Below are 24,157 nucleotides of genomic sequence, written 5' to 3' on the forward strand. Positions count from 1 at the left end.
ATTACTAAACCATGACACAGCCATCATTACCTATTATGGGACTGATTTGGCCCATTGATGCCATGCATCAGTGAAATTTAGGGGATTTAAGCAAAAATGCCTGCAATTGAGAAAACGAGCAGCCATAGGTAACAGCAGGATGTTCATACCCTTTCAGTTGCACCATATGTTTTTCAAATAGAGTTGGATTCGTTCCCACACTAAACAGATATTGATAAGTTGTTTTACCTAGGGCAATATCTTTCTGAATTTGCTTCGTACAAGATTCGAGTCGAAAAGCCGCATTAACTGTATCTCCTAAAGCGGTATAATCAGGGCGATCGCCACTTCCCGTATTGCCCACCATGGCATATCCTGTATTCACTCCAGCTCCAATACGCATGGGTGATGGTAAAGGATACTCTTTGGCCAACTTCTGGGTCATCTGATGCAGTTGATTGAGAGCATAGAGCATTTTCATCACCTCCATTTGGTTAACTCCCTCCGTACCATGGAACCAAACCGCCATCACTGCATCCCCAATATACTTATCCACCCAGCTATCATACTTGCGGAGAATCTTGCCAACATTACGAAACCAATTGCCCATCATCGTTGATAAAGTGACATCATCCATCTGCTGAGTCAAACCGGTAAAATTGCGAATATCAACCACCATCACCGAAATCAACCGACGCACATGTAAAGCCGCCGTCACATGAGAATTCTCTTCTACATCTTCCAAATCTAAGGTTGGGTCTGGAACCGCCAAGGGATCGTGAAAGTGGGCCTCAGTCTGGCCAAACATCAAATGATCCCCATCTTGTAGGGTAACTGGCACATTCACCCGACGACCATTGACAAACGTCCCATTGCGACTTCCAAGATCAATTAAATAGACCGTTCCCGTGTCTGTATGTTGGATCATGGCATGATTACGCGAGATCCATGGATCAGACAACACGACGGTATTGTCTTGAGTGCGTCCAATTGTCCAACACTGATTGCCCGCTAATGAAAGATGGCGAATTGATGAAGGGGTTTTAAGGACAAGATAAGGAGGAGTATTTACGCTCACTGTGGACGGCCTCATTGCAGTTATGATGTCCCTAGATGCATCCTGACATAGTTTTTAAGATAAACGAATTCTCTAGAAGTTAAAGAAGTAAAGATCTAATTCTCCTTAGTTTCCTGTTCCTTGTACACTATCGATCATAGTCTCTGCTTTCCTAAATTTATGTTTGATCCGCTACCTCCTTCTAAACCTAATGTCCACCAAATTGCCAGCGAATTTTATCGATTGGGATGGATTGGTTTTTGGGTACAACTGGGTTTAGGAATCATACCCATTGTTATTTTGCTGTTTGTCTTGTTATTTGACAATAGACCGAACTCTGCACAAGCGGGTAATGCTTGGCTAGGTACAATTCTAGCCTATGGATGTTTATTAACCTTAATTTTTACGATTTATTGGTGTTTTCATTACACTCAATTGTCCGATCAACTCAAAAATCCAGAATTGCGCCCCTCTAAGGCTCAAATCCGTCGTAGTCTATGGATTGGGATTCTAGCCAATCTGTGTGGCATGACCTGCGCGATGATTGTGGCTCTCTGGCGAGTCGGAACCTTATTATTCCGGATGTTATCCTTGCCTCCTGGAGCCTCAACCATTTATACGCCCATGCCAGGAGCTGCGGTTGTTAATCCTGGGTCTATCATTGTGCCTATGAATATGATTGCCCTACAAGCGATGATGAATACGATCGCCGCTGAACTCGTTGGTGTAATCGTCACCCTCTGGCTTCTCTATCGAGTCATCCAACATACCTCCCCTGGAGAATCTTAAGTCACCCATCCTAACTCGATTGGGTCTCCAAAGGGGTTCCAGGTTCCAAATTCAGATCGGGAGTGGGTAGAATCACGTCATCCCCTGGTGTTAAGCCGGATAGCACTTCCACGGTGTCTAAGCCTTCTAAACCTAGGGTCACTTCTCGTTTTTGGGCGAAACCCTGCTCATCTTTGACCCAAACAAATGTCATTTTGCCTGACCTTTGTAGCGCCTCTAAACCAACCACCACTACATCTTGGCGTTGATCGAGGATAATTTCCACATTCACCTGGCTTCCCGGAATCAAAGTTCCTGTGGATTGATTGAGTTGAACGACGGCTGAGACAGTAGCCAGTCCACCTGGCGAGCCTTGAGAGTCGGAGACAGAGATCGCTTGGGGAGATAACGCCACGACTTGACCGTCATAAATTGGAGAATCTGGGCCAATAATGGTAATCCGAGCCGGTTGATTCAAGCGTACTTTGGCCGCATTCAGGGTAGATAAACTCAGCCGTACATATTCCTGGGTGGGGTCTCCAAGGGTTAATAGCTCATGTCCCCGTGTCACTCCCTCACCATTATTGACATTCACCCGTAAAACTATGCCATTAATGGGAGTAGTAATCAGGGTATCTTGCAGTTCTTGTTGAATTTTGCGTAACTCTAACTCTTGTCGTTGCAGTTGCAGTTGGATTCGGTTGACAGCAAGTTGGGCATTTTGCAGTTCAGAAGTGGAACTTGCGATCGCCGTCTGCTGTTGATTAGATTGTTCTAATTTCTGCCGTTCTAAGATGAGGGTTTCTGTTTCTACTGTTAATTGGGCCTCGCGCACAGCAATTTCAGCATCTCTGACCTTTCGGCGTTGGCTTCGCAATTGATCTCCAGAAATAAATCCCTTCTCCTCTAATTCCAGTAAATTTTCTAACTCTTCTTGACTATCGGCTAAATCGGCTTGTTTTTCCTGCACCTGCTGTTGGTGACGCTCTAACCTTAACTGTTTTTCTTCCAATTCCAACGTGTGAATCTGAAATTGTCTTTGGGCCGTTTCTAACGTCTGTTCGGCTGCTTGCACCTTCTGTTGATCGTGTGCCAACTGAACCATCGTTTCTTCGATTTGAGTCAGTTGTGCTTGCAGACGAGTTTCTCGTTCTGGATTGCGTAACCGAATGATTTCCTCTCCAGCCTGTACCAATTCACCCACAGTGACTAACACTTGCTCGACTGTACTATCATCAGGGGCTTTGATCGTTTGTTCATCGCCCAATTCGACGATTCCACTTTCATTAATCGTCTGCTCTAGTGAACCAGATTCAATGGCTGTCGTCGTGACTTTCACGGGTGAAGGGGTACGTTGAAGCATTGAGGTATAAGCCAGAAGACTGAAAACAGAAATTGCGGCGATCGCCCCCGATCCCATCAACCACCGAATTCCCTGTTTATGTTGTTGTTTAGCCAAAATTTCCATCATTGTTAAGCATAGGTAGATGAATTGGCGATCCTGCTCCCTGTCGCCTAAATTTTCGGACTCAGGTAATCAAAGTCCCGTATGGCAATCACCTCGCTTAGTCTATCCAATCTCTAGCCGAAGATGCCAATTGACACACAGCGGTCAAACCATACTAAGCTGAAGAGAGGAGATCCCGACGCTACTGAACCCACTTATGCAAATTTATCTGGATTATAGTGCTACCACCCCAACACGCCCAGAGGCGATCGCTGCCATGCAGGAGATTTTGCTCCATCAATGGGGCAATCCGTCCAGTTTACATAATTGGGGACAACGGGCAGCGACGGTATTAGAATTAGCCAGAATGCAGGTGGCTAGTTTAATTGGAGCCAGTTCTAGCGAGTCGATTATTTTTACGTCTGGTGGCACAGAGTCTGATAATTTAGCCCTGATGGGGATTGCTGGACAATATACTCAACCGCAACATTTAATTATTTCTCGTGTGGAGCATTCGGCTGTTGCCCAACCGGCCCAATTTTTAGAGCAACGGGGATGGAGAGTGACTCGTTTACCGGTGAATCGCCAGGGTAGGGTTAATCCAGCGGATTTAGAAGCGGCTATTAGTAAGGATACGGTGTTAATTTCAGTTATCTATGGTCAAAGTGAGGTGGGAACCTTACAACCGATTGAGGAGTTGGGAAAAATTGCACAAGCCCATGGCATTGTTTTTCACACAGATGCGGTACAGGTGGCAGGACGATTACCCTTAGATGTGGCCAGTTTGCCGGTGGATTTGTTGTCGTTGTCGAGTCATAAGATTTATGGCCCTCAAGGAACAGGAGCGTTGTATGTGCGACCGGGAATTCAGTTGTATCCCTTAATCGGTGGAGGTGGACAGGAGCGGGGATTACGTTCGGGAACAGAGGCTACAGTGGCGATCGCTGGTTTTGGGGTAGCTGCGGAATTAGCCAGTGAAGAGTTACCAGAGGAAATGTTGCGGTTAAGGCGGTTGCGCGATCGTCTGTTTGAGCAATTGGTGGATATTGAGGGCTTAATCCCTACGGGCGATCGCTGGCATCGCCTACCCCATCACGTAAGCTTATGTTGGCAAGATACTCGGGAAATTACAGGCAAAACCTTAGTAAGGCAACTGAATTTAGCGGGAATTGGGATTAGTGCAGGTTCGGCTTGTCATAGTGGGAAACTTTCTCCAAGTCCAATTTTAAAAGCGATGGGATATTCCGATCGGGAGGCGATCGGCGGCATTCGCTTCACGTTGGGTAAACAAACCACTGAAGCGGATATAGATTGGACAGTGATGGTGTTAAAGCAGATTTTGCAACGGTTGCGCTCAGAGTCTCCACGTTTGGTGAGAATTTGAGGGAAGGGAAGAGGCTAATAGGCAATAGGCAATAGGCAATCTCCCCGCGTCCCCTTGTCTCCCTATCGCTCCATCCCTCAGTCCTCGAACCAGCAATCTGTTCCCAATCCAAGGGCACGCTGTAGGTTAAGAGTAGCCGCTAATCTGAGGAGCATTTTACGGGCGATCGCCGTTTCAAAGACAGAAGAGAGAACCATATCCACTCGATCGGCTTGGCAAAACTCGATCAACCGGGAGGGAAAGCCTAAAATTGCGGGTTTAACAACCATAACTCCTGGCCATCCTGCGTGATAACAGTTTAGGAACTGTTGCCAGGTGGCGATCGATTCATCTAAAGCTAAAGGGGTTGGATACTCCTGAGAGAGGGCTAACATAGCCTCAAACTCAGATATCCCTAGAGGTTGTTCCAAAAATTCCACCGGCCGATCTGCACACGCTTGCAACCATTGATGGGCCTGAGTTTCCGTTAGTCCCCCATTGGCATCCAAGCGCACTTTTATCCCATCTGGAAGCATCGATAAGAGGTCTTGAAAATCGTTCAATTCTTGGGAAATCTCTGCTACAGCTATTTTCCATTTCAATGTTTGATAGCCTTGATTCCAAATTGGCAATTGGAGGTCGAGGGCGGCTTTTCCCGTCGGTAATAAGCCACAAACCTGAGTTAAATTAGGCGGCGCTTCCCAATTGTGTAGGTCGATTAAGGCTGACTCAAAACCAAATTGACATGCAGGGAAACGATCGGGAATAGAACGAATCTGTTCATCGGTAATTTGACCACCAAACGACTGACAAAATTGTAAAGCTTCTGTAACACTTTCTGAACCAAACCCAGGTAAGGGGGCAATCTCTCCCCAACCGCGATCGTTCGATTCTTCTTCGTCGATCGGGCACAACTGAATCCAAATCCCTTGGCGATCGCGCCACACTCCATGATGGGTATGCAAGGGCTGTTTAAATGGACGGCAATAAGCTTGGATACTTAACCGATATTGATCGTTATTTTGAGAATTCTTAAAATTGATCCCCATCTGTCAATAAACTTGTTACTATAGATATAAGTTGTTTTTTCCTGTAATTCTAACTTAATTTAAAGCCAATTGTTATCCAATTATGTCTGATGTAAATTAGAGACTGAAACTCTTGACTTGCTGCTCTATTTGCCTTCTATAGCATTTCTCTCTTCTTATGGAGTTCAGCTTGAAGCCTTAGACCTTAATCGATACAGACTATTGCTAGAGTGCGAAGCGCTATATTGTCTATTCCAGTTACCCAGCAAGACTTTCAACTCATCCTAATCCATATCAGTCATCAATTAGTACAAAACCAGATGGAAAACGATTCCTGAAGGTGATATCATAGGATAAAAAAGATAACCACATCAGTTGGTCAGGAATAAAACGAATCATTGCTTATTTTTATTCCCCTAATCTTGAGTAAAACTGCCATGAGAGAATTATCTTATTCCACCGCTCCCCCTGCCGTTTCTGCGGAGATGCCAGAACTACAAGTTGAGCCGAATTCGTTACAAAAAATAGCGTCTGTCGATCGCGGGTTAGTTCAATGGGTTAAAAGTTTAATTTTTGTATTGCTCTTAGGAGTAGCTAGTTTGGGACTCCTGTTCTTAGCTGTAAATATGGTGTCTCCAGTAGAAGAGGCTTTAGAAGGGGACGATTGATCTAGCCATTCTCGACTAACCTTCTGTGGCTCAACCTCAATTAGACACCCTTTTATGCAATACCAGAACAATCAATTCACGATAATAGGGGCAATGAATTACCCCTATTTCGTCTTGATGTAAGACAACCCTTGAGAGTCCTGATTCCCTAAAACTAGACTGTACATTACATTAAAGTGTAGATAGAAAACTTTCCTCAGGATCGAACTCTAGAGCTTCAAGCAACCTTTGAAGAGGTGGGTGCGTCTAAGGACATCTGCATGACGGTGAATGATGGCTATGTTAAGTCTTATAAAAAAATTGAAGCTTCGGCGATGGATTTATCCCGTGATTTCCCTGTGGGTTGCCCTGGGACTTTGGGTGGGGAGTCCCCAAGTGAGCCAAGGGTTTTCGATTTGGGATATTCTTCCAGATGTGATTCAATATGTGCAACTGGCCAGTTTAGGCGATCGCCAGGAAATAGCCTTAGGCAAACAAATTAACCAGCAACTCATTAGCCAAGAAGTCCGAATCTATGACGATCCTGAATTAACGGATTACATTGATCGTATTGGGCAACGTCTGGCGAAAGAAAGTTACCGTCCACCCACATCGAATTATCAGTATACATTCCAAATTGTTGATGATGATTCCGTTAATGCCTTTGCTACCTTGGGCGGCTTTGTTTATATCCACACCGGACTGATGAAAGAAGCTGAAAACGAAGCCGAATTAGCGAGCGTCATCGGCCATGAAATTGCCCATATCACCGAACGTCATGCCATTAACCAAATGCGTCGCGTCGCTCTAACCAATGGGTTAGCCACTGCTGCGGGAGTCGATCAAAGCCAGATCGTGGGCTTAGGAGTAGAAATTGCCCTGCGTTTACCCCATTCTAGGGAAGCCGAATATGAAGCAGATCAACTAGGACTGAATATGATCACAGCGGCAGGCTATGCCCAAATTGGCATGGTAGACTTCATGAAAAAATTAGCCCGATCGCCCTCTAGACCCACTTTTCTCAGCACCCATCCCCATGGGAGAGATCGGGTTAAAGCTTTAGAACAGGCGATCGATCCAGAGTTTGCCACCATGGGTAATGGACTCGATCCGAATGATTATCAACGTCAAATTGCTGCGTTGAATGGCGGAAGCGGCGATCGGAATTCATCCGATCAATCCGATGACGGATTTTGGCCCCTATAGGTTAATACACCACAATCAATCCACAACGCAGGTATCTGTAGGGGCGAAAAATTTTTCGCCCCTACAACCGGAGTCTCATTGCGATTTAAAATGACTATAATTTACGCATCCGGAGCGTCTCTCTGTCCTCCCATTACCGATTACCCATTACCAGCGCAAAGCCCTACAGTGCGGTTAACCGAAACAGCCAATCAACCGACCAAATCGTTAATCTAATAATATAAAGCTAAACGGTCAGCATTGACTTAACCTGATATCGCCAGAGTGTGCCCCATGACCAATCCCTATCCATCCGATAAACCTGCAACTCCAGCCCCCTGGAAACAACCCCTTATTTACATTACCCTAATGCTCTTTGGCAGTACGCTCACTTTAGTTGGGACTCAGGTTTTATCGCGATCGCCAAATTTATCTACTTCAACTCAACAAACCTCTACAACTGTCTCAGCCCTTCCTTCAAGCACAACGGCTCCATTAGTACCCACCAGTAATGATAGTTTTGTCAGTCAGGTTGTACAAAATGTTGGCCCTGCGGTTGTTCGCATTGATGCGTCCCGGATTGTCACGCAACAAGTCCCGGATGTCTTCAACGATCCCTTTTTCCGGCGCTTCTTTGGTGGTGCTACCCCCATGCCCCAAGAACGAGAAGTTCGAGGGTCAGGTTCAGGATTTATTATTAATCAAGAAGGTATGATTTTAACCAATGCCCATGTGATTGAGGGCACAGATACAGTGGATGTGACGCTCAAAGATGGGCGCACCTTAGAAGGAAAAGTTTTAGGCACAGATCCAGTCACTGATGTAGCAGTTGTCAAAATTGCAGGAGAAAATCTGCCCACGGTAAAATTGGGGGATTCGGATACCTTACAGCCCGGTGAATGGGCGATCGCCATTGGCAACCCCCTCGGTTTAGACAATACAGTTACCGTAGGTATTATTAGTGCCACCGGTCGCTCTAGCGCCCAAGTGGGGATTCCCGATAAACGAGTGAGCTTTATTCAAACCGATGCAGCCATTAACCCCGGTAATTCTGGTGGCCCCCTACTCAACCAAAATGGGGAAGTTATCGGTATTAATACCGCCATTATTCAAGGGGCCCAAGGCTTAGGCTTTTCCATTCCCATCAATACAGCCCAAAGCATTGCCGATCAACTGGTCACCAAAGGTCAAGTAGACCATCCCTACCTCGGCATTCAAATGGTCACCCTAACGCCAGATCTGCAAAAAGAAATTAATCAAAATCCGAATAGTGGCTTTAAGATCTCCGCAGAGCAGGGGGTTTTAATTGTGCAAGTCATGCCCGAATCTCCAGCCGCTCAAGCCGGTATCCGTGCTGGAGATGTGATTACCGAAATCGATGGTAAACCGATGAGGGAAGCCACAGATATTCAACAAGCGGTACAAAATACCCAAGTGGGTAGTTCTTTGAACGTGTTAATCCGTCGTGGAGATCAGTCTTTACCTTTAACTGTCCGTCCAGGAGTCTTTCCAGCTCAATAGCGTGCAGTGCTATAGTAGCGGGTAGGGCATAGAGTTGTCGAACGTCCTCTACCCTCCCTTACTATGTATTTTCCCCATCATTCAATGATATTAATCATGTGATTCGATCGCAGATTCGGATCGGCCCAGGAGCAAATCAGGCCTGTGGGGCCCGGATCAACGAGGTGAACCGGTTGACTTCTAATCCATTGGCCAGCAATAGATAGGCGCAATTCAAACAGTTGCACCGCTCCTAAACGTCGAATGCCTGGGACTTGTTGCAATAAGGCGATCGCATCGGACATATAGGCGGGTTGACCGAGGGGCCAACCGTTACCTCCTGGACCGCCGGTTAGGGGATTAAAGAAGCGATAGAGGGTTACATTGAGAGTGTGCAGGAGTTCTGTTTGAGCTTCTGGGGTGCGATAGCTGGGGTCTAGGGAGACCTCGGTTTGCACGGAAAGTCCCACATATTCGGGTTCTAAAAGTTCTACCTGCACGCCCAATAAGCGCCGTTCATCTAGGTAGGCCATGAGTTTGCGATGCAAGGGAGGACTGAGGCGAAACTGTTCGGGAGGGATGCCGACTCCTTGTGCGATCGCCTGTCGGTTGCAGTCGGGAACCACCAAGAGTTGGACGGTTCCTGGTTTTTTGGGGTTGGTGGGTAAACAAGTGGTGCGGGCGATCGCCCCATCTCCTCCTAAAATCGTCAAAGATTCAAAGTCTTCTGGAGTCACTGCGCGATCGCGCGTTCGCAACATTTGAGGCACGCGCATGGCTGCTTGTTCAATGGTTTCTGCTTCCGTCCCATTGCGAGCTGGAATCAGATTGACCACATTGGCGACATAGGGAACCGCAGATTTCAGCGTATTCAGACTGCGATCTTCTACATTGCCTCGCAACCCCCCTCCAGTGCGATAGCGGCTCATTTGCACGGTTGCCCCTCTGGGGGGTATGGCTCCATATTGGTGTTCCATGCTGGGGGGTTGGAGCGGGGGGCGATCCTGTCCCTGTTGCAGAATAGCGCGGATGTCCTTAGCCTGCTTGAGTTCGGCGGGTTCCCGGATCAGGGGGCCAAACTGGAGCGTACCGGTAAGGGAATCAATCAGATAATGCAGATCGCTTGGACTAGAATTAGAAAAGTCAGTCACTTCTTGCCATCGTTGAGGGGTTGCCCCTGGAGGCGTGACGATCAGATATTCGTCTTCTTGACGGTCGAGAATGGGCGATCGCCGCAGTTGGAATCGTTGCCCCGGTTCTCCATTGCTGTTACCCAGGAGGTCATTTTCGATCAGTTCGCATTGGGTAGCTTCCGTGGTTCCGCCAATGGCTTTGACTCCAATACCGATGATTTGTGGCGATCGCGTGTAGCTTGGTTGACTCAGGCGTGGTGTCGCATAAACACAGCGCAACCATCGCCCTTGATAGGCGGTAAATTGGGCTACTGGAAAATTCAAGGGTAGATGTAACGTAATATCGACTCCCTGTAAGGGATTTCCTCCTCGTTGGGCAATGTCCGCGAAGCTAAAGCCTTGGGTTTCATCATCCGATTCTTCAAGTAGCACTGGCTGCCAATACTGACCATTCCAGGCTTCCCAGCGTCGCGGGGGGTCAGTGGGGTCAATGCCTGTGGGAGTCGCCTCTTGTCCTTTTAACGTGAGAATAATTACATTGCCATCCAAGGATTCTTGGGGATCGAAGACCAGATAGAAACAATTCCCTGCTTGGGGTTGAGCGTTGAAAAGTGGCAATTCGGGGCCAGACCATTCCCCTGTGGGGGTCAGATTCCAGAGATGGGTAAAGCGATCGCGTAAAATTTGCGGCGTTTCCTCGATTTGCTCGGCTCCCAGAAAATGGTTAATCTGAGGATTACCGATTGTTAGGGGGCGATCGGTACTAAATACAATAGGGTCGAGTCCCGGTTGGCGCTCCGTTGCCACCTCAATCCCCGCCGGTATCGTATAAGACTCTGGCAAATCCGACACCAAATAAAACGTTACTTCTGTTGTCGCTGGATTCGGCGGTTCTAAGCGAATACCGAGCAATTCTAAGAATAAAATATAATTGCGCCGAGGCAGTTGGTTAAACCGCAGCAGCATTTGATGGGTTAACCAGGCAAACATTTCAATCATGGTAATGCCTGGATCGCTCGGATTATGATTCGTCCATTCTGGACAATAGCGTGGAATTCTCAACAGACATTCTTCGATCAAATCTTGATATTCTCGGTCATCTAAATTCGCCTTCGGTAATTTGGGTAAGAAATCAAAAACCATAATCAATTCCTGTCTGCAAGAATTTAAACAAAAGAAAGAAGCGAAGACCGTTAATGGTGTAAATCTACCGATTGATCGCTTTATTATTAGCGGATTCAAAAGGCAGATCCCAAATTAAGGTAACCCTATGGGAATAGTCATACCCCTCACTTAGTCTACCTCTTAGAACCTCGAAAAGAAAATAGTCCTACTGGAACTCATCAAGCCTTACAACAGAACAAGCTGGGGGGATAGGGAGATCTAAAGATAAACTTGGCTGAGAATATAGCGTAGGCGATCGTAATCATCTTTGAGAAGTAGACTCAAGTTTCGCCCTGCTTGTACTAACCAGGAGTGTTCGGTATGGCGCAGTTGGTAAATCGTTCTCAAGGTAGCTGCAATCAGCGCATCAACTGGTGTTCCAGGAATTTCGAGTAAAATGCGAATAAAATCAAAGTCCTCGCTAAAGCGAATCACTTCATCCGGATGACATTGATAGACCGCTTGGTGAATTTGTGGAGGACGTCGGGGTAAATGCTGATAAACTCTGGAGCGAGAAATTGCTGACTCCAGGGTTTCAAATCCGACGATCGCCGCTCGAAACTCAGTTTTAAGCATGGCAAAAATCTGCGGCTGCTCTGCTCGCAGTTGTTCTAGGGATAAGCCCAAAGCTCTGGCACGATGGATCGAATCAATGGGAGTAGTGGTGGCATGATACACCACTGCATAAACCCAATAGCCTGTATCTGGTTCTGCGGAGCGTTCAGGAGTGACACCGAGCGATCTCACCAAAGAACCAAATGCTGGCATCATGGGAAAATTGAGATCTTCCGGTTCCAGACATTGGGCTAAAAATTCCGAGGTTGCCGTTTCGATCACCTCGGCGATGTGGTTTTCGGGGCGATCGTTGATGGCAGTTTGAGTTAAGGGTAAGCGCATAGAGTGACAACAGAGAGATCGTATTGGTGTTTAAAAATAATTAGGATTACTAAGACAGTGAATCAGGATCGATACTGAGTTGTCGAAGCTTATCCCGTAATTGCTGTAACTCCAATTCGGCTTGGTCTGCGCGTTGTTGTTGGAGATTGCACTCCGACTCAGCTTGCTCGGCCCGTTCGCTCGGTGTCGGTATCCACTCCCCAGTTTGATTGTAGAAGCGCAACCACCGCCCTTCTACTCCCTCGTACACCCCTTGCCATAACGCTAATCCTAGACCTAATGGTTCTAGCCAGACTTTCCCTTGTGATAATTCCAACCTTTCGTATTTTCCACCTTTGAGGACAAATCCCCGAAAGTTGTTTTGGTAGCGATCGTAAGTCACATAATAGGGAACCTGTAAAATTTTCTCGTATACTTCCCATTTGGTTGGTGGCTTTTTCTCTTTACGCTCTGTGCGTCCTAAGTCTTCATCTTCTGTTCCTGGAGACGCTAATTCAACCACCAGAAAGGGACTGATTTGTTCTTGCCAGATCACATAGCTTAGACGTAACTCCTGTTGAGTACGGCTACGCTTGGCTCCCAAAACCACAAACCAATCCGGGCGTTTGTGCCATAGGGTATGTTCGCTGTCATAGTAGAGGTTAAGATCGCTGGCAATAAAATAGTCATCCTCACGGTAGCGGGGAGATTGACAAGTTTGAGTTAATAAATCCGGTTGGTAATCGTGAAACTCATCCGGCAATCCAGGTTCCTCCGGGTCTTCGCTGGGTAAATCATACATCGTTGGCAGAGATTTCTGCTTGGGATTGGGATACAGTTGAACCATGGCTTTACAGAGAACCGCTTATGGAGGTGGAAAACCTAAAAACAGCCAGTAGGGTGGGCAAGGTACCGTAAAAATGGTTTTCCTATTACCCATTACAGCACTTCGCGCGGTAATGCTTGCCCACCCTACAGATGATTGGCAATTATAACTATTTTACTTTTTACTCGTCGGATCGACGATTTCCAACTCTCCTAGTCGGAAGGTGACCAACTTATCCCAGTTTCCCCCTTCAAAGAGTACTGCTGCTTTACCATCGGTTACCCGTTGTACTTGGCCGGTAAAACCATAATAGGTATCTCCCATATTTTTTACCCGTACTGCTACACCTGGTAAGATCATTCTTTTTTACCTCAATCGATAAAATACCCATTAAAACTTTAGCCGATGTCGGTGATTGGCTACTGCTTCCACCAAGCCGATCGCCAAAAAATTCGTCAGTAGAGCCGATCGCCCATAACTCATCCAAGGTAACGGAATTCCGGTAACTGGGGCAAGGCCAATGGTCATGCCAATATTCACCATCACCTGAAACACAATCATCGATAATACCCCGATCGCCAGCAAGGAGCCAAAGTTATCCTTTGCATTTTGGGCAATCATCACTAACCGCAGACAAATTAACCAAAAGACCAATAACAGAATCGTTGCGCCAATAAATCCCAACTCCTCACCCACAGCCGAAAAGATGAAATCCGTGTGTTGTTCGGGAATAAAATGCAGTTGGGTTTGGGTTCCCTGATTTAACCCTGTGCCGTGAAGTTGTCCTGAACCAATAGCAATCCGAGATTGAATGAGATGATACCCTCCGCCTAGGGGGTCTTTTTCTGGGTTGAGAAATAAAATTAAGCGGTCTTTCTGATAATCCTTCAGCAGTCCCCAAAAGACCTCACCCAGGAATCCAAAGGCCGTACTCAGAGCAACTGTAACGCCAGCTCCGATACGCGGCCAAGGTAAACTTGTCCAAGCTAAGAGGGCTAGTAAGCCTATCCAAGCAAACCAGGCTGGAAGATAAAGATTAAATAGGATCGCTGAGATCATTGGAGAGATCAGTAAAATCAGCCAACTGGGATTGGTATTAGCCCAGTACAGCATTCCCAAGGCGATCGCCCCAAACACGAGGGAAGTTCCTAAGTCAGGTTGCAGAAACACCAAACCCCAAGGAACGCCTACAATAGCGAGAGTTTTGAAGAGGCTCGATAGGGTTGAAGCTCCCTTACTGTGGAGCAGAGAAGCTAAGGTAATTATTACCCCCAATTTAGCAAATTCTGAGGGCTGAATATTAAACCCACCAATCGTAATCCATCGTTGCGCCCCTAAAGCCGTTGTCCCAATAAAAATAACCGCTAATAAGGAAACATTAGTAATACCATAGATCACCCATTGCCACTGGATAAGTTGCTGGTAGCGCCAACGGGAAATAAATAGGGCTAGAATACACCCAATCCCCCCAATAATCCAATGTTGCAGCCAATCAGTATATTGAAGATTGAGCTGGGTTGAGCGAATCATGATCCCACCAAACAGGGTTAAGCCAATCACCAGAATCAGCAATAGCCAATCTAAATTTTTCCAACTATTGAGTATAGACAGCCAGCGAATTCTGGAACCTGAATTAGCAGAATAAAATAGAGATCTACGCATAAGGTAAGGGGTAATAGGTAATGGGTAATCGGGAATAGGTCATGGGTAATGGTGACCAGTTAAGACGATTTTCTGATTCCTTATTTCCTATTCCCTATTCCCTTGACAAAAGGATAAGTTATCTGGTGAGGACAGCGACAGAGATTTTAGCCGCGATCGCCTTAGCGACCTTGACTAACGCTTGAGCTGAAGCCGATTCAGGATCGCTGACCACAATGGGTACGCCGCGATCGCCACCTTCCCGTAAACCTATTTCTAGGGGAATACAACCGAGCAGGGAAACACCGAGTTCTTCTGAGGTCTTTGCACCCCCTCCCGAACCAAAAATGTCATATTGGCGATCGGGCAGATCCGGCGGGATAAAATAACTCATATTTTCCACCATTCCCAGCACTGGAACCCCCATCTGTTCAAACATTTTCAGCCCCTTACGCGAATCGAGAAGGGCCACATTTTGGGGTGTGGTTACAATAATGGCCCCTACCATGGGAACCGCTTGAGTCAAGGTTAATTGGGCATCTCCAGTTCCAGGAGGCATATCCACAATCAGATAATCTAACTCACCCCAGTCCACTTGATAGAGGAATTGGCGAATCACCCCATTGAGCATGGGGCCGCGCCAAACCACCGGTTGGTCTTTTTCGATCAAAAAGCCCATGGAAACCAGCTTCACCCCATGATTAAAAGCCGGTTCTAGGACTTCTTTGCCCCCTCTATCTTGTACCATCACCTTCGCCGAGTCTAAACCCAACATGGTTGGGGCATTGGGGCCATAAATATCAGCATCAATTAACCCAACTTTGGCCCCAGTTTGGGCTAAAGCGACGGCCACATTCACTGCCACCGTACTTTTGCCCACTCCCCCTTTACCACTGGAAATGGCAATAATATTTTTCACGCCCTCAATCCCTTGGCGATCGGGTAAGGTATTCTTGAATTGGGGCGTTTCTGCTGTCACCTCAATATTCACCGCTTGAACCCCTGGGAGCTGTTTCACCGCTTTCGTACAGTCTTCGACAATAAATTCCCGCAGTGGACAAGCGGGAGTGGTCAGCACCAAAGTGAAATTCACATTTCCCTGGGCATCAATCTCAATCTGGCGAATCATATTCAATTCCACCAAACTTTTCCGCAGTTCTGGGTCTTCCACAGGTCGCAGGACTTCTAAAACGGATTGGGGATCAAGGGTCAAAGTCATAAGGATTTGCTATTGGCTGTTGATTATTCCGACGTTACTTATCAAATCTTAACGCCCTTGGGCAGTTCTCATCGGTTTTCATACGGGTTGACTTAAAATCCAAAATCTACCGAGTTTCCTGGATGGGTTTTCTTTCCAGGGCCACCTTGAAGAGCCGCCTTCTCTGCTGCTTTGGCTAGAGCTTCGGCGACTTTGGCTGCATAGGGACGAATAAACGACCAAATCAGAGGAGAGAGCCATCCGCGCAGGGTGACTGAATAGGAGATGCGAGTGCCCCAAACCGTTGATTCGACTTGGTAGATCATCCTCTCTTCAATTCCGGGCATCGCCAAAATTCTAATGCTTAAGAGTTCTCCGGGTCTGACTCGTTCGACAAAAATGCGAATTGGAATGGGGCTTAACCTAGTCACGGCCCTAAAAATTAGCCCCGGTTTGGGAACCAAACCCCTAGGGACATTGGTTCGTGCTAAGAGGGGATGCCAAGAGACATCAGCGAAATCAACAACAGTTTGCCATAGATCGTCAACCGAAGCTGAACTAATGACACGATAGGTTTTGGCTAGGGTACAGCGAACTCTACGACTCTTGCGGCCCAATAGCTTAGACAAAAAATCTGGCATTGTCTATTCAATACTCACACTAAAAAATAAAGAAATCATTGATACACTTAGGTTTGAGCAGGATTAGGCGGGTTTTAATGTCAACGGGGAGTGGGTCATTCACGCTAGGGTAACATTGCCAGTGAGATCTGCGGATCGTGGATTAAGAATTATTTCAGTTTACCAGCGCCCAACGGTATATTATGGGTCTAAGGCTTGTTCCAAGTCGATTTGAGATACTACAATCAACCCAGAAGTCCACAATTCCTAATAGAGAAGGTAGACGATCAAAATGGAGCAAAGAACACACGAAACGGAAGATGGAACAACAGTTATTGTTTTAACGCCAACTGGACGTTTAGATATCACTACAGCCTGGCAATTTCGTTTGAAACTACAGGAATGTATTTCTAAGCTCAGTAGGCATGTGGTGGTAAATCTGGGTCAAGTAAACTTTATTGATAGCTCAGGCCTAACGTCTTTGGTCGCTGGGATGCGGGATGCGGAGAAGGTTAAAGGATCTTTTCGCATCTGTAATGTTCATCCGGAAGCTAAGTTGGTGTTTGAAGTGACGATGATGGATTCTGTATTTGAAATTTTTGAAACAGAAAATGATGCACTAGAAGGGGTTCCCAGGGTTGCAGGATAATTGGGGCAAAAGGGTCTGACAAATGTGTTTGAGTCACTAGGAGAGGAGACGGTCAGCTTTCTGGAAGCAATTGTCTTAAACTCCTGGTGACGGGACTTTGATGCTGGTTTTTGGGGAAAACCTTGGCAAAGTGACCTTTAGGCGCGAGAATAGAATCACCCACTCTTGATAATTGTAGCTGTGAATACTGTCCGCACTGTTTCCGATACTAAGCGAGCGTTTTATACTAACCATACCCGGCCCATTAATTCTATCTACCGCCGTGTGGTGGAAGAATTGATGGTAGAGATGCATTTGCTGTCGGTCAATGTGGACTTTGAGTATGACCCCATTTATGCTCTTGGGGTTGTTTCGTCCTTTGACCAATTTATGGAGGGATATTCACCAGAGGGTGAAAAAGCATCTATTTTTGCAGCGTTGTGTCAAGCATTGGAGAGCGATGTCAATGTTTATCGGGCAGAGGCTCAACAGGCTCAGGAACAGATTAAGGATTGGTCTGGAGAGGCTGTGGTTGCTCTGGTTTGCGATCCGCATCAGGGTGATGGTGCGGATGCTCTGCGAGGGCGCTTGAAGGCGATCGCCGATAATCCTAAGTTTAAATATAGTCGTTTGTTTGCGATTGGTTTGTATACGCTCGTCTCTACGGTTGATTCTGAACGACTCCAAACTGAGGAGAGTCGTAACCAAACGTTGGAAAAGATTGCCCAGGGATTGGGACTTTCTTTGGAGAAATTGCAAAAGGATATTGAATTGTATCGGTCGAATTTGGAAAAGGTGAAGCAAGCTCAGGCAGTCATGAAGGATATTTTGGAGGCTGGACGTAAAAAACGCCAAGAGCGAGCTTTGCAAAAAGAGGAAGAAAGGGAATAGGGAATAGAGAATGGGGATGCGTGCTCCCTTCGACTCTACTCAGGGAGCATAAACGCGGAGATTAACCCTTACCCATGACTTATTAACCATGACTTCTCACAATATTCTAGAGGGCAAAGGTTACTGGCTCTCTAATGCCCAAGTTCCTCTGTCTTTGTTTCTGCCCAAACATTGCCCTCCTACGGTTACACCTAATTCAGAAAAATTGGTGCAGGTGGAGATCTGTATTGAAGAGGGCATGATTACTAAAATTTGTGCCAGTGGCGATCGCCCCCCAAGCCATGAAAATGATGTCTATGATATGAAGGGAGGTCAAGTCTGGCCGACTTTTGTTGATATCCATACTCATCTGGATAAGGGCCATATTTGGCATCGTAGCCCTAACCTTGATGGTACATTCGAGGGGGCGATCGCTGCTTCTGGAGAAGATGGAGATCGCTATTGGACGGCCGAAGATCTCTATCGGCGTATGAATTTTGCCCTAAAGTGTAGTTATGCCCACGGAACTCAAGCTATCCGCACCCATCTCGACTTGAGAGGTGAAGAAACTGAAGTAACTTGGGACGTTTTTCAGGCTCTTCGGGAAGAATGGCAAGGGAAACTTGAATTACAAGCAGTGAGCTTAAGCACGTTAGATGAGTTATGTACTCCAGAAGGACAACAGTTAGCGGATCGCTTGGCAGAAATAGGCGGAATTCTAGGGGGAATGCCCCTCATGAATCCTAATCTTGACAGTAAACTTCGCCATGTATTTTCTTTAGCAAAAGAGCGTAATTTAGACCTCGATTTTCATACCGATGAAAATCTACATCCAGAGGCCTGTACCCTTTATCATGTGGCCAATACAGCACAGAAATATGAATTTGAAGGTCACATTACCTGCGGTCATTGTTGCAGTTTAGCCGTACAAACTCCAGAAATTGTCCAAGAAACCCTAAAAGCAGTAAAAGCGGCGAACATTGCCATTGTCAGCTTACCCATGTGTAACCTCTACCTGCAAGATAGGCAACCGGGAAAAACTCCCACTTATCGAGGGGTGACTTTAATTCAAGAGATGCAAAAAATGGGAATTTCCGTAATGTTCGCCTCTGATAATTGTCGCGATCCATTTTTTGCCTTTGGCGATCATGACATGCTAGAAGTCTTTAATCAAAGTGTGCGAATTGCCCATTTAGATATTCCTTATGGCAACTGGCCGCAAGCAGTCACCACAATTCCAGGTAAAATTATGAAGTTACCTAATCCAGTAGCGATCGCTGTCGGTTTACCTGCTAACTTAATTCTCTTCAAAGGACGGCGATTTACTGAACTTTTAGCCCGTTCCCAACATGACCGTATTGTATTGCGTAATGGTAAACCCATTGATACAACTTTACCCGACTATGCCGAATTGGATAAGCTCTGAACACCTGGATCTTAGCTATAGCTTCTTCCGATGAGAGAAAAAAGCGGTACACTATAGCTGTACGCTGGCTAAGTACAGTCAGGCTGGAGATAAGCGATCGCCATGACAAACCAAGACCTAATCATATCTACCCTTGATGGCGGTAACTTTAGCGCCTATGTCTCTGAACCCCCTGAAGGAAACGGCCCAGGATTAATCGTCATCCAAGAAATTTTTGGGGTGAATGCTATCATGCGTCAGATAGCAGATGAGTACGCTAGTTTGGGCTATCTGGCTGTAGTTCCCGATTTGTTTTGGCGACTCGAACCCAACATTGAGCTAGAACCTGACAATCAAGAAGATTTAGCTAAAGCCTTTAGTCTTTACGAGCAGTTTAATGAAGATCAAGGCGTAGACGATCTGATCGCTACCTTAGAAGCAGTCAAAGCCTTACCGAGTTGTAGCGGTAAAGTCGGAACCCTAGGATTTTGTCTGGGGGGAAAACTGGCCTATTTAATGGCCACGCGATCGCTGGCTGATTGTAATATCTCCTATTATGGGGTGGGTATTGATAACAATCTCCATGAACAAGAGCAGATTAAAACCCCCCTGATGCTTCACCTAGCAGAATTGGATGAATATGTCAGTCCCGATGCCCAAACTCAAATGATCTCTAGTCTCCAAGACCATCCTCAAGTTATTCTACATCGCTACTTAGGTGTAAATCATGGCTTTAGTCGGGTGAACTCCACTGCCTATGTTAGCGAAATCGCTCAACAAGCGGGCGATCGCACTCTACAATTCTTGCAGCAACATCTAAAACCGTGATCTCCGAAGGTGAACATGGCATCATTTATTAACATCAATCCCCAACTCCTAGACGATCAAGACCTCCGACTCACAGAAAAACAAAAAGAAGAGATTTGGAGCCGTTTTCCCGAACCTGTTGATGGTCATTACTATGCTGATGCCATCTTTGAAGGGGGAGGAGTACGAGGTATTGCCCTATTAGGAGCCTTACGCTGCTGTGAAGATTTGGGCATTGAGTGGAAAAAGCTGGCTGGAACCTCTGCGGGTTCATTAACCGCAGCTTTTTTAGCCGCTAGTTTTCCGATTAATAAACTCGAAGAGATCTTGAGTAGCATCGACTATAATGGCATCTTCTCTCAAAAAACTAGCCCCTTCATTTTCAATGGCGATCCCAGCGACGACCTCCAAGCGCCTTTATCGATGATCGTCTCTTTATTATTGACCCAACAACTCGGTCAATATTCCTCAGATCCCTTCCGAGACTGGATTGCTAAAACCCTTAAATCCAGGGGAATTGAAACGTTTACTGATGTCAAACGCCTCGATCCCCAACGAGAACTGAAGATTGTCGTCTCCAATATCACCCACTGCGAAATGTGGGTTCTACCAGACGATCTCAATCCCAATTCTGCTCGACTTAACAAAGACCAACACAGCCATCGCCAAGCTATCCTACAACAGCATAATCTCAAGCATTACCAAGACTTTAGTATCGCTGAAGCCGTGCGCTTATCTTCGAGTATTCCTTTATTTTTCAAACCCGAAAAACTCGGTAATGCCTATATTCTCGATGGTGGTTTGCTCAGTAACTTCCCTTTGTGGATTTATGACCGCCCTTCCGGCGATCCCCTGAACCCTCCTAAATGGCCTACGTTTGGCTTTCGCTTAATCGATCAAACCCTGAATCCACCTAAAATTAACAATGCCCTTGATCTATTTACTGCTTCCCTGCGATCGATGGCTAATGCCAGAGACCGATACCATGTACGCCATGGCGATCAAGGTCGGGTGATTAATATCGATGTCACCAAAGCCAAAGTCACGACTACCGAGTTTTCCCTTAGCTCGGAGAAGAAGGTCAAACTCTATCGCTTGGGATACAAACAAACTAAAGACTTTTTCCTCTACCATTGGGACTGGACGCGCCATTTGAAGGAGCGAGGATTTTGCTGAAAGAATTCCCCGCTTCCCTTGCCTTTCTCGGCTCAATTTGTTATCATAGGTAAGGCTTTCCTTGGAGAGGTGGCTGAGTGGTCGAAAGCGGCAGATTGCTAATCTGTTGAAGGTATTAATACCTTCCGAGGGTTCAAATCCCTCTCTCTCCGTCTGAAATAATCCTAGGTAGAGAGCGACTCTCACCCTCGGAAGTTATTAAATACCTTCAACCTTTGCCTAAAATCTGCCTAAAACCACCATAACACCTCCAAAAGTAAGGGGCAAGAAATAGGTCAAATGGGTTAGATAGTAATTAGAGTTTTCTATAGAATCCATAGAGAAATCCAAGGGGTGACGGAAAAGTATATACTATGGATGTCACCCCAAGTTGCAGTGACGACCAAAACATATACTTTTCATCACCCCACGAGCGGACATGAGCCAGAAGAGAATTACACCAATCACTGGACTGAGTGAAGAAGATAGGGAACTTCTCTTAAAAATAGGAGAAGGGAAAATATCCAAAGGAGTGAGGATAGTAGCTGCCATTGCCAGAGAAGCCCTCAATCAAAAACTACTCGCAGGGAAATACGGCAGCAGAAATTGGGGACAAAGCTACGGTTTCTACTGGACGCTTAATGGCACTCCAATCTACGACAAGACTTCCTGGTCTAGAGAGGACAAGAAGCATATACTTCGTGACACTCCACGGGCATCTCACCCTTACTTGGGAAGATACCTAAGCAAGAAGCAACTGAGAGAAACTGGACATTTTACGGAAAAGGTAATCAGAAGTATCTATCCAGGACGATTCGCTCAAGACAGTAAGGGCTATTGGTGGAAAAGAACTGACCCCCAAAGGTGTTTCTATAACAACCGGGGCCAAGTGATGGCGACTTACTGTGGCGTACATGGAGAAGAGGACTTCACCGATTACCTTATGTCAGACGGGTAGTTTTCTCACAAAAAAAAGACCCCACAGGAGGGTCTTTAGCTTAACGGCTCATTCACGACGTAAAGTTACGTCGTAATCCTAGGAGTAGGAGGGTCTCCGAGTCTCCTCCGAATAAGTTTCCAGGTAATCCCATTCTTTTTGATATAGAGCATAGTTCACGCGAATCCCTGCAAAACCACTGTGCAACCGTTATAGAGGAATTGAGGAGGCAGGGATTGAACCATGTCTCCAGCAAGAGCCAGCAGGAGAAAGTATAGATTCGGTCGATGGGAATTCCTACCAACTAGACACAGCAAGGCTTTCAGCCACCAAATACGCAAAAAAAAAAGACCGCCTTTTGGCGATCGGGGAAAGGGGTGATGGGTCATTGGGGCTAGTTAGTTCAAGCTTGGCTCTTGCTCCTGAATTTTCTTTACCTCACGAATTACAAGGTTGGCAATCCATGTGGCACGCTCTGTGTAGGCTTCCTCACGGCAATACTTCATTAGGAAGTCAGCGTGTTCTTTGGGAATACGGATTTTAATATCGTGCTTCTCTATTCCTTTTCTCATGGCTTTAGCTTAAGTTCTGTAATTCCATATTAATAGGTTCTACATGGGGTGTCCATGGGGTTTATATGGAGCTATCTGTATATAGGTTTAAATTATATTTTTTATTAATTCAAGCTATCTAATAGCCCTTTACACGCCCCGTATAGGGTGTTAAGGTGTATCCATAGGGCATAACCCCTACCAGAACCTAGAAAACTAGATATAACTGCCATGAGTACCAGCACGAGAATCTCTACCTCTGCTCAGAGGGCTGTAGATACCGTCCATGACGTAGAGGAAGCATTAACTCAAGCCTACGAATTGCTTGAGTACCTCTATCCTTTAGGGTTAGTTCCTGACTCTTACTTATCCCTCATGACTCACCTGAAAAGCAGAAGAGAACTCAAAGATGAGGTGATTGAGCATGACCACAAAAACCCACTGAAAGGGTTTCGAGCAGAAATTATTAGCGCTCTAAAACAGCCTAATTCTTAGGGAGTAAATATCCTCGCAGGAACCGCTATGAACGGGAGAGAAAAACCCCCTTTTGCTCGCTGTATAGTCGTTGTTAACCCCAGAGAATAGATTATGAAAAGGCATTGGATACCTAACCCTCATGGGATAGGATTGAAGCCTAACTCAAGCGAATGGCTCAATTCCAAGACTAAACCTATTCGGCTACCAGAAATTCTTATCCCTGAGATTCTGGAATATGCTCACCAATTGGACAAAGGAACCATCAGACAAAAACATGAAGGCAATCTTAAGCAAGCTCTCTCCATCCTGGAGGACTGCTTAGACAGCAAAAAATATCCAGCCAATAAAGGAGGTGCAATCCGAGCAGAAATCAAGAAAGCTTTGAGCCTATTGCAATAGGAAAAGTGACATCACTGCATACAGTGTGAGTCACCCCATAAACCCAGCTTTCAACTGTTCCTACTCCACTAAATCTGGAGTATATTAGTAGATAAAAAAAAAGAACGGGCTAGGCTAACAACCTAGTCCGTCACAAAAATCAAATTTCAATAATTAGTATGAATAAAACAACAGTCCAAAGACAACCCCTTGTCAAAGGTTTCAATGATTCAGCCAATCCTGGTGGAAAAACCTTATCCCAGAATGAGAGCCACTCTCCTATTCTATCAGATAAGGATTGGCTTGAGCAACAGTTAAACGACTCTGGTATCAAGAATCCTCTATTGAGAGAGCAATTCAAGTTGCATCCTGAAGGCTTCACCCTTGAGGGCGTAGACATTGAGGGTAAACCCAACCCAGACTCTTGGCAGATTCGGTTACGCCACTACAAGCCTGGAGAGGCAAAATACAAGACTCAGAAGAAAAAGCCAGGAGAAGAATATGGACGCTACGATGC

At 46.0% G+C, this 24,157-nt stretch carries 24 protein-coding genes and 1 tRNA gene; 15 read left to right on the plus strand and 10 right to left on the minus strand.

The annotated features are described in order from the left end of the window. Nucleotides 1-67: 67 nt before the first annotated feature. Complete coding sequence (locus PN466_RS25330) at nt 68-1,072, minus strand: adenylate/guanylate cyclase domain-containing protein (RefSeq protein ID WP_271945409.1); 1,005 nt, start codon at nt 1,070-1,072, stop codon at nt 68-70. 144 nt (nt 1,073-1,216) lie between these two features. Between PN466_RS25330 and PN466_RS25335 the strand changes: the two genes are divergently transcribed. Continuing rightward, the gene (locus PN466_RS25335; RefSeq protein WP_271945411.1) at nt 1,217-1,825 is read left to right on the plus strand and encodes a DUF3611 family protein; all 609 of its coding nucleotides are present in this window, start codon (nt 1,217-1,219) and stop codon (nt 1,823-1,825) included. A gap of 10 nt (nt 1,826-1,835) precedes the next feature. Here PN466_RS25335 and PN466_RS25340 read toward each other — a convergent pair whose 3' ends face one another. Next, nucleotides 1,836-3,263, minus strand: coding sequence for an efflux RND transporter periplasmic adaptor subunit (locus PN466_RS25340; protein WP_271945412.1), 1,428 nt, complete (start codon nt 3,261-3,263; stop codon nt 1,836-1,838). Nucleotides 3,264-3,468: 205 nt separating this feature from the next. On the opposite strand from PN466_RS25340, the gene PN466_RS25345 reads away from it, so the two are divergent. Continuing rightward, a complete protein-coding gene (locus PN466_RS25345) occupies nt 3,469-4,635 on the plus strand; it encodes a cysteine desulfurase family protein (RefSeq protein WP_271945414.1) in 1,167 nt (388 codons plus the stop codon). Between the two features lie 77 nt (nt 4,636-4,712). On the opposite strand, the gene PN466_RS25350 is transcribed toward PN466_RS25345, so the two are convergent. Then, complete coding sequence (locus PN466_RS25350) at nt 4,713-5,663, minus strand: o-succinylbenzoate synthase (protein WP_271945416.1); 951 nt, start codon at nt 5,661-5,663, stop codon at nt 4,713-4,715. A gap of 416 nt (nt 5,664-6,079) precedes the next feature. On the opposite strand from PN466_RS25350, the gene PN466_RS25355 reads away from it, so the two are divergent. From PN466_RS25355 to PN466_RS25365, 3 genes are all read left to right on the plus strand, one after another. Then, entirely contained in the window at nt 6,080-6,310 is a 231-nt protein-coding gene (locus tag PN466_RS25355; RefSeq protein WP_271945418.1) for a hypothetical protein, read from the plus strand. A gap of 279 nt (nt 6,311-6,589) precedes the next feature. Then, nucleotides 6,590-7,495, plus strand: a complete 906-nt coding sequence (locus tag PN466_RS25360) for a M48 family metallopeptidase (protein ID WP_278003218.1) — start codon at nt 6,590-6,592, stop codon at nt 7,493-7,495. 273 nt (nt 7,496-7,768) lie between these two features. Further along, a complete protein-coding gene (locus PN466_RS25365; protein WP_271945420.1) occupies nt 7,769-8,995 on the plus strand; it encodes an HhoA/HhoB/HtrA family serine endopeptidase in 1,227 nt (408 codons plus the stop codon). 77 nt (nt 8,996-9,072) lie between these two features. Here the strand turns inward: PN466_RS25365 and PN466_RS25370 are convergent, their stop codons facing one another. The 7 genes from PN466_RS25370 to PN466_RS25400 form a co-directional block, all read right to left on the minus strand. Continuing rightward, the gene (locus PN466_RS25370; protein ID WP_271945421.1) at nt 9,073-11,250 is read right to left on the minus strand and encodes a putative baseplate assembly protein; all 2,178 of its coding nucleotides are present in this window, start codon (nt 11,248-11,250) and stop codon (nt 9,073-9,075) included. Between the two features lie 240 nt (nt 11,251-11,490). After that, the gene (locus tag PN466_RS25375; protein ID WP_271945422.1) at nt 11,491-12,168 is read right to left on the minus strand and encodes an HAS-barrel domain-containing protein; all 678 of its coding nucleotides are present in this window, start codon (nt 12,166-12,168) and stop codon (nt 11,491-11,493) included. Between the two features lie 49 nt (nt 12,169-12,217). Further along, a complete protein-coding gene (locus tag PN466_RS25380; RefSeq protein WP_271945424.1) occupies nt 12,218-12,994 on the minus strand; it encodes a Uma2 family endonuclease in 777 nt (258 codons plus the stop codon). A gap of 153 nt (nt 12,995-13,147) precedes the next feature. Next, complete coding sequence (locus tag PN466_RS25385; protein WP_271945426.1) at nt 13,148-13,333, minus strand: NAD(P)H dehydrogenase subunit NdhS; 186 nt, start codon at nt 13,331-13,333, stop codon at nt 13,148-13,150. A gap of 30 nt (nt 13,334-13,363) precedes the next feature. After that, nucleotides 13,364-14,635: a rod shape-determining protein RodA gene (gene rodA / locus PN466_RS25390; protein ID WP_271945427.1), complete on the minus strand. Its 1,272-nt coding sequence runs from the start codon at nt 14,633-14,635 to the stop codon at nt 13,364-13,366. 118 nt (nt 14,636-14,753) lie between these two features. Further along, the gene (locus PN466_RS25395; RefSeq protein WP_271945428.1) at nt 14,754-15,833 is read right to left on the minus strand and encodes an Mrp/NBP35 family ATP-binding protein; all 1,080 of its coding nucleotides are present in this window, start codon (nt 15,831-15,833) and stop codon (nt 14,754-14,756) included. A gap of 92 nt (nt 15,834-15,925) precedes the next feature. Beyond that, complete coding sequence (locus PN466_RS25400) at nt 15,926-16,453, minus strand: SRPBCC family protein (protein WP_271945429.1); 528 nt, start codon at nt 16,451-16,453, stop codon at nt 15,926-15,928. Nucleotides 16,454-16,724: 271 nt separating this feature from the next. Here PN466_RS25400 and PN466_RS25405 point away from each other — a divergent pair, with 271 nt between their 5' ends. The 10 genes from PN466_RS25405 to PN466_RS25450 form a co-directional block, all read left to right on the plus strand. Then, on the plus strand, nt 16,725-17,081 hold the full coding sequence (locus tag PN466_RS25405; protein WP_271945430.1) for an STAS domain-containing protein: 357 nt from the start codon (nt 16,725-16,727) through the stop codon (nt 17,079-17,081). Nucleotides 17,082-17,261: 180 nt separating this feature from the next. Next, nucleotides 17,262-17,951 (plus strand): photosystem II biogenesis protein Psp29, encoded by a 690-nt coding sequence (gene psb29 / locus PN466_RS25410; RefSeq protein WP_271945431.1) that lies wholly within the window; start codon nt 17,262-17,264, stop codon nt 17,949-17,951. 88 nt (nt 17,952-18,039) lie between these two features. Then, entirely contained in the window at nt 18,040-19,356 is a 1,317-nt protein-coding gene (locus tag PN466_RS25415; RefSeq protein WP_271945432.1) for a cytosine deaminase, read from the plus strand. Nucleotides 19,357-19,458: 102 nt separating this feature from the next. After that, nucleotides 19,459-20,163, plus strand: coding sequence for a dienelactone hydrolase family protein (locus PN466_RS25420; RefSeq protein WP_271945433.1), 705 nt, complete (start codon nt 19,459-19,461; stop codon nt 20,161-20,163). Nucleotides 20,164-20,178: 15 nt separating this feature from the next. Next, the gene (locus PN466_RS25425) at nt 20,179-21,318 is read left to right on the plus strand and encodes a patatin-like phospholipase family protein (RefSeq protein WP_271945434.1); all 1,140 of its coding nucleotides are present in this window, start codon (nt 20,179-20,181) and stop codon (nt 21,316-21,318) included. A gap of 63 nt (nt 21,319-21,381) precedes the next feature. After that, a tRNA-Ser gene (locus tag PN466_RS25430) sits at nt 21,382-21,470 on the plus strand. A gap of 266 nt (nt 21,471-21,736) precedes the next feature. After that, on the plus strand, nt 21,737-22,255 hold the full coding sequence (locus PN466_RS25435; protein WP_271945435.1) for a hypothetical protein: 519 nt from the start codon (nt 21,737-21,739) through the stop codon (nt 22,253-22,255). 761 nt (nt 22,256-23,016) lie between these two features. Further along, complete coding sequence (locus tag PN466_RS25440; protein WP_271945436.1) at nt 23,017-23,280, plus strand: hypothetical protein; 264 nt, start codon at nt 23,017-23,019, stop codon at nt 23,278-23,280. A gap of 93 nt (nt 23,281-23,373) precedes the next feature. Further along, nucleotides 23,374-23,661: a hypothetical protein gene (locus tag PN466_RS25445; RefSeq protein ID WP_271945437.1), complete on the plus strand. Its 288-nt coding sequence runs from the start codon at nt 23,374-23,376 to the stop codon at nt 23,659-23,661. A 158-nt stretch (nt 23,662-23,819) separates the two neighbouring features. Then, nucleotides 23,820-24,157, plus strand: a 338-nt coding sequence (locus PN466_RS25450) for a hypothetical protein (protein WP_271945438.1), incomplete at its 3' end; no start/stop codon positions are given.

It is taken from the genome of Roseofilum reptotaenium CS-1145, from assembly GCF_028330985.1.
Taxonomy (GTDB): Bacteria; Cyanobacteriota; Cyanobacteriia; order Cyanobacteriales; family Desertifilaceae; genus Roseofilum; species Roseofilum reptotaenium.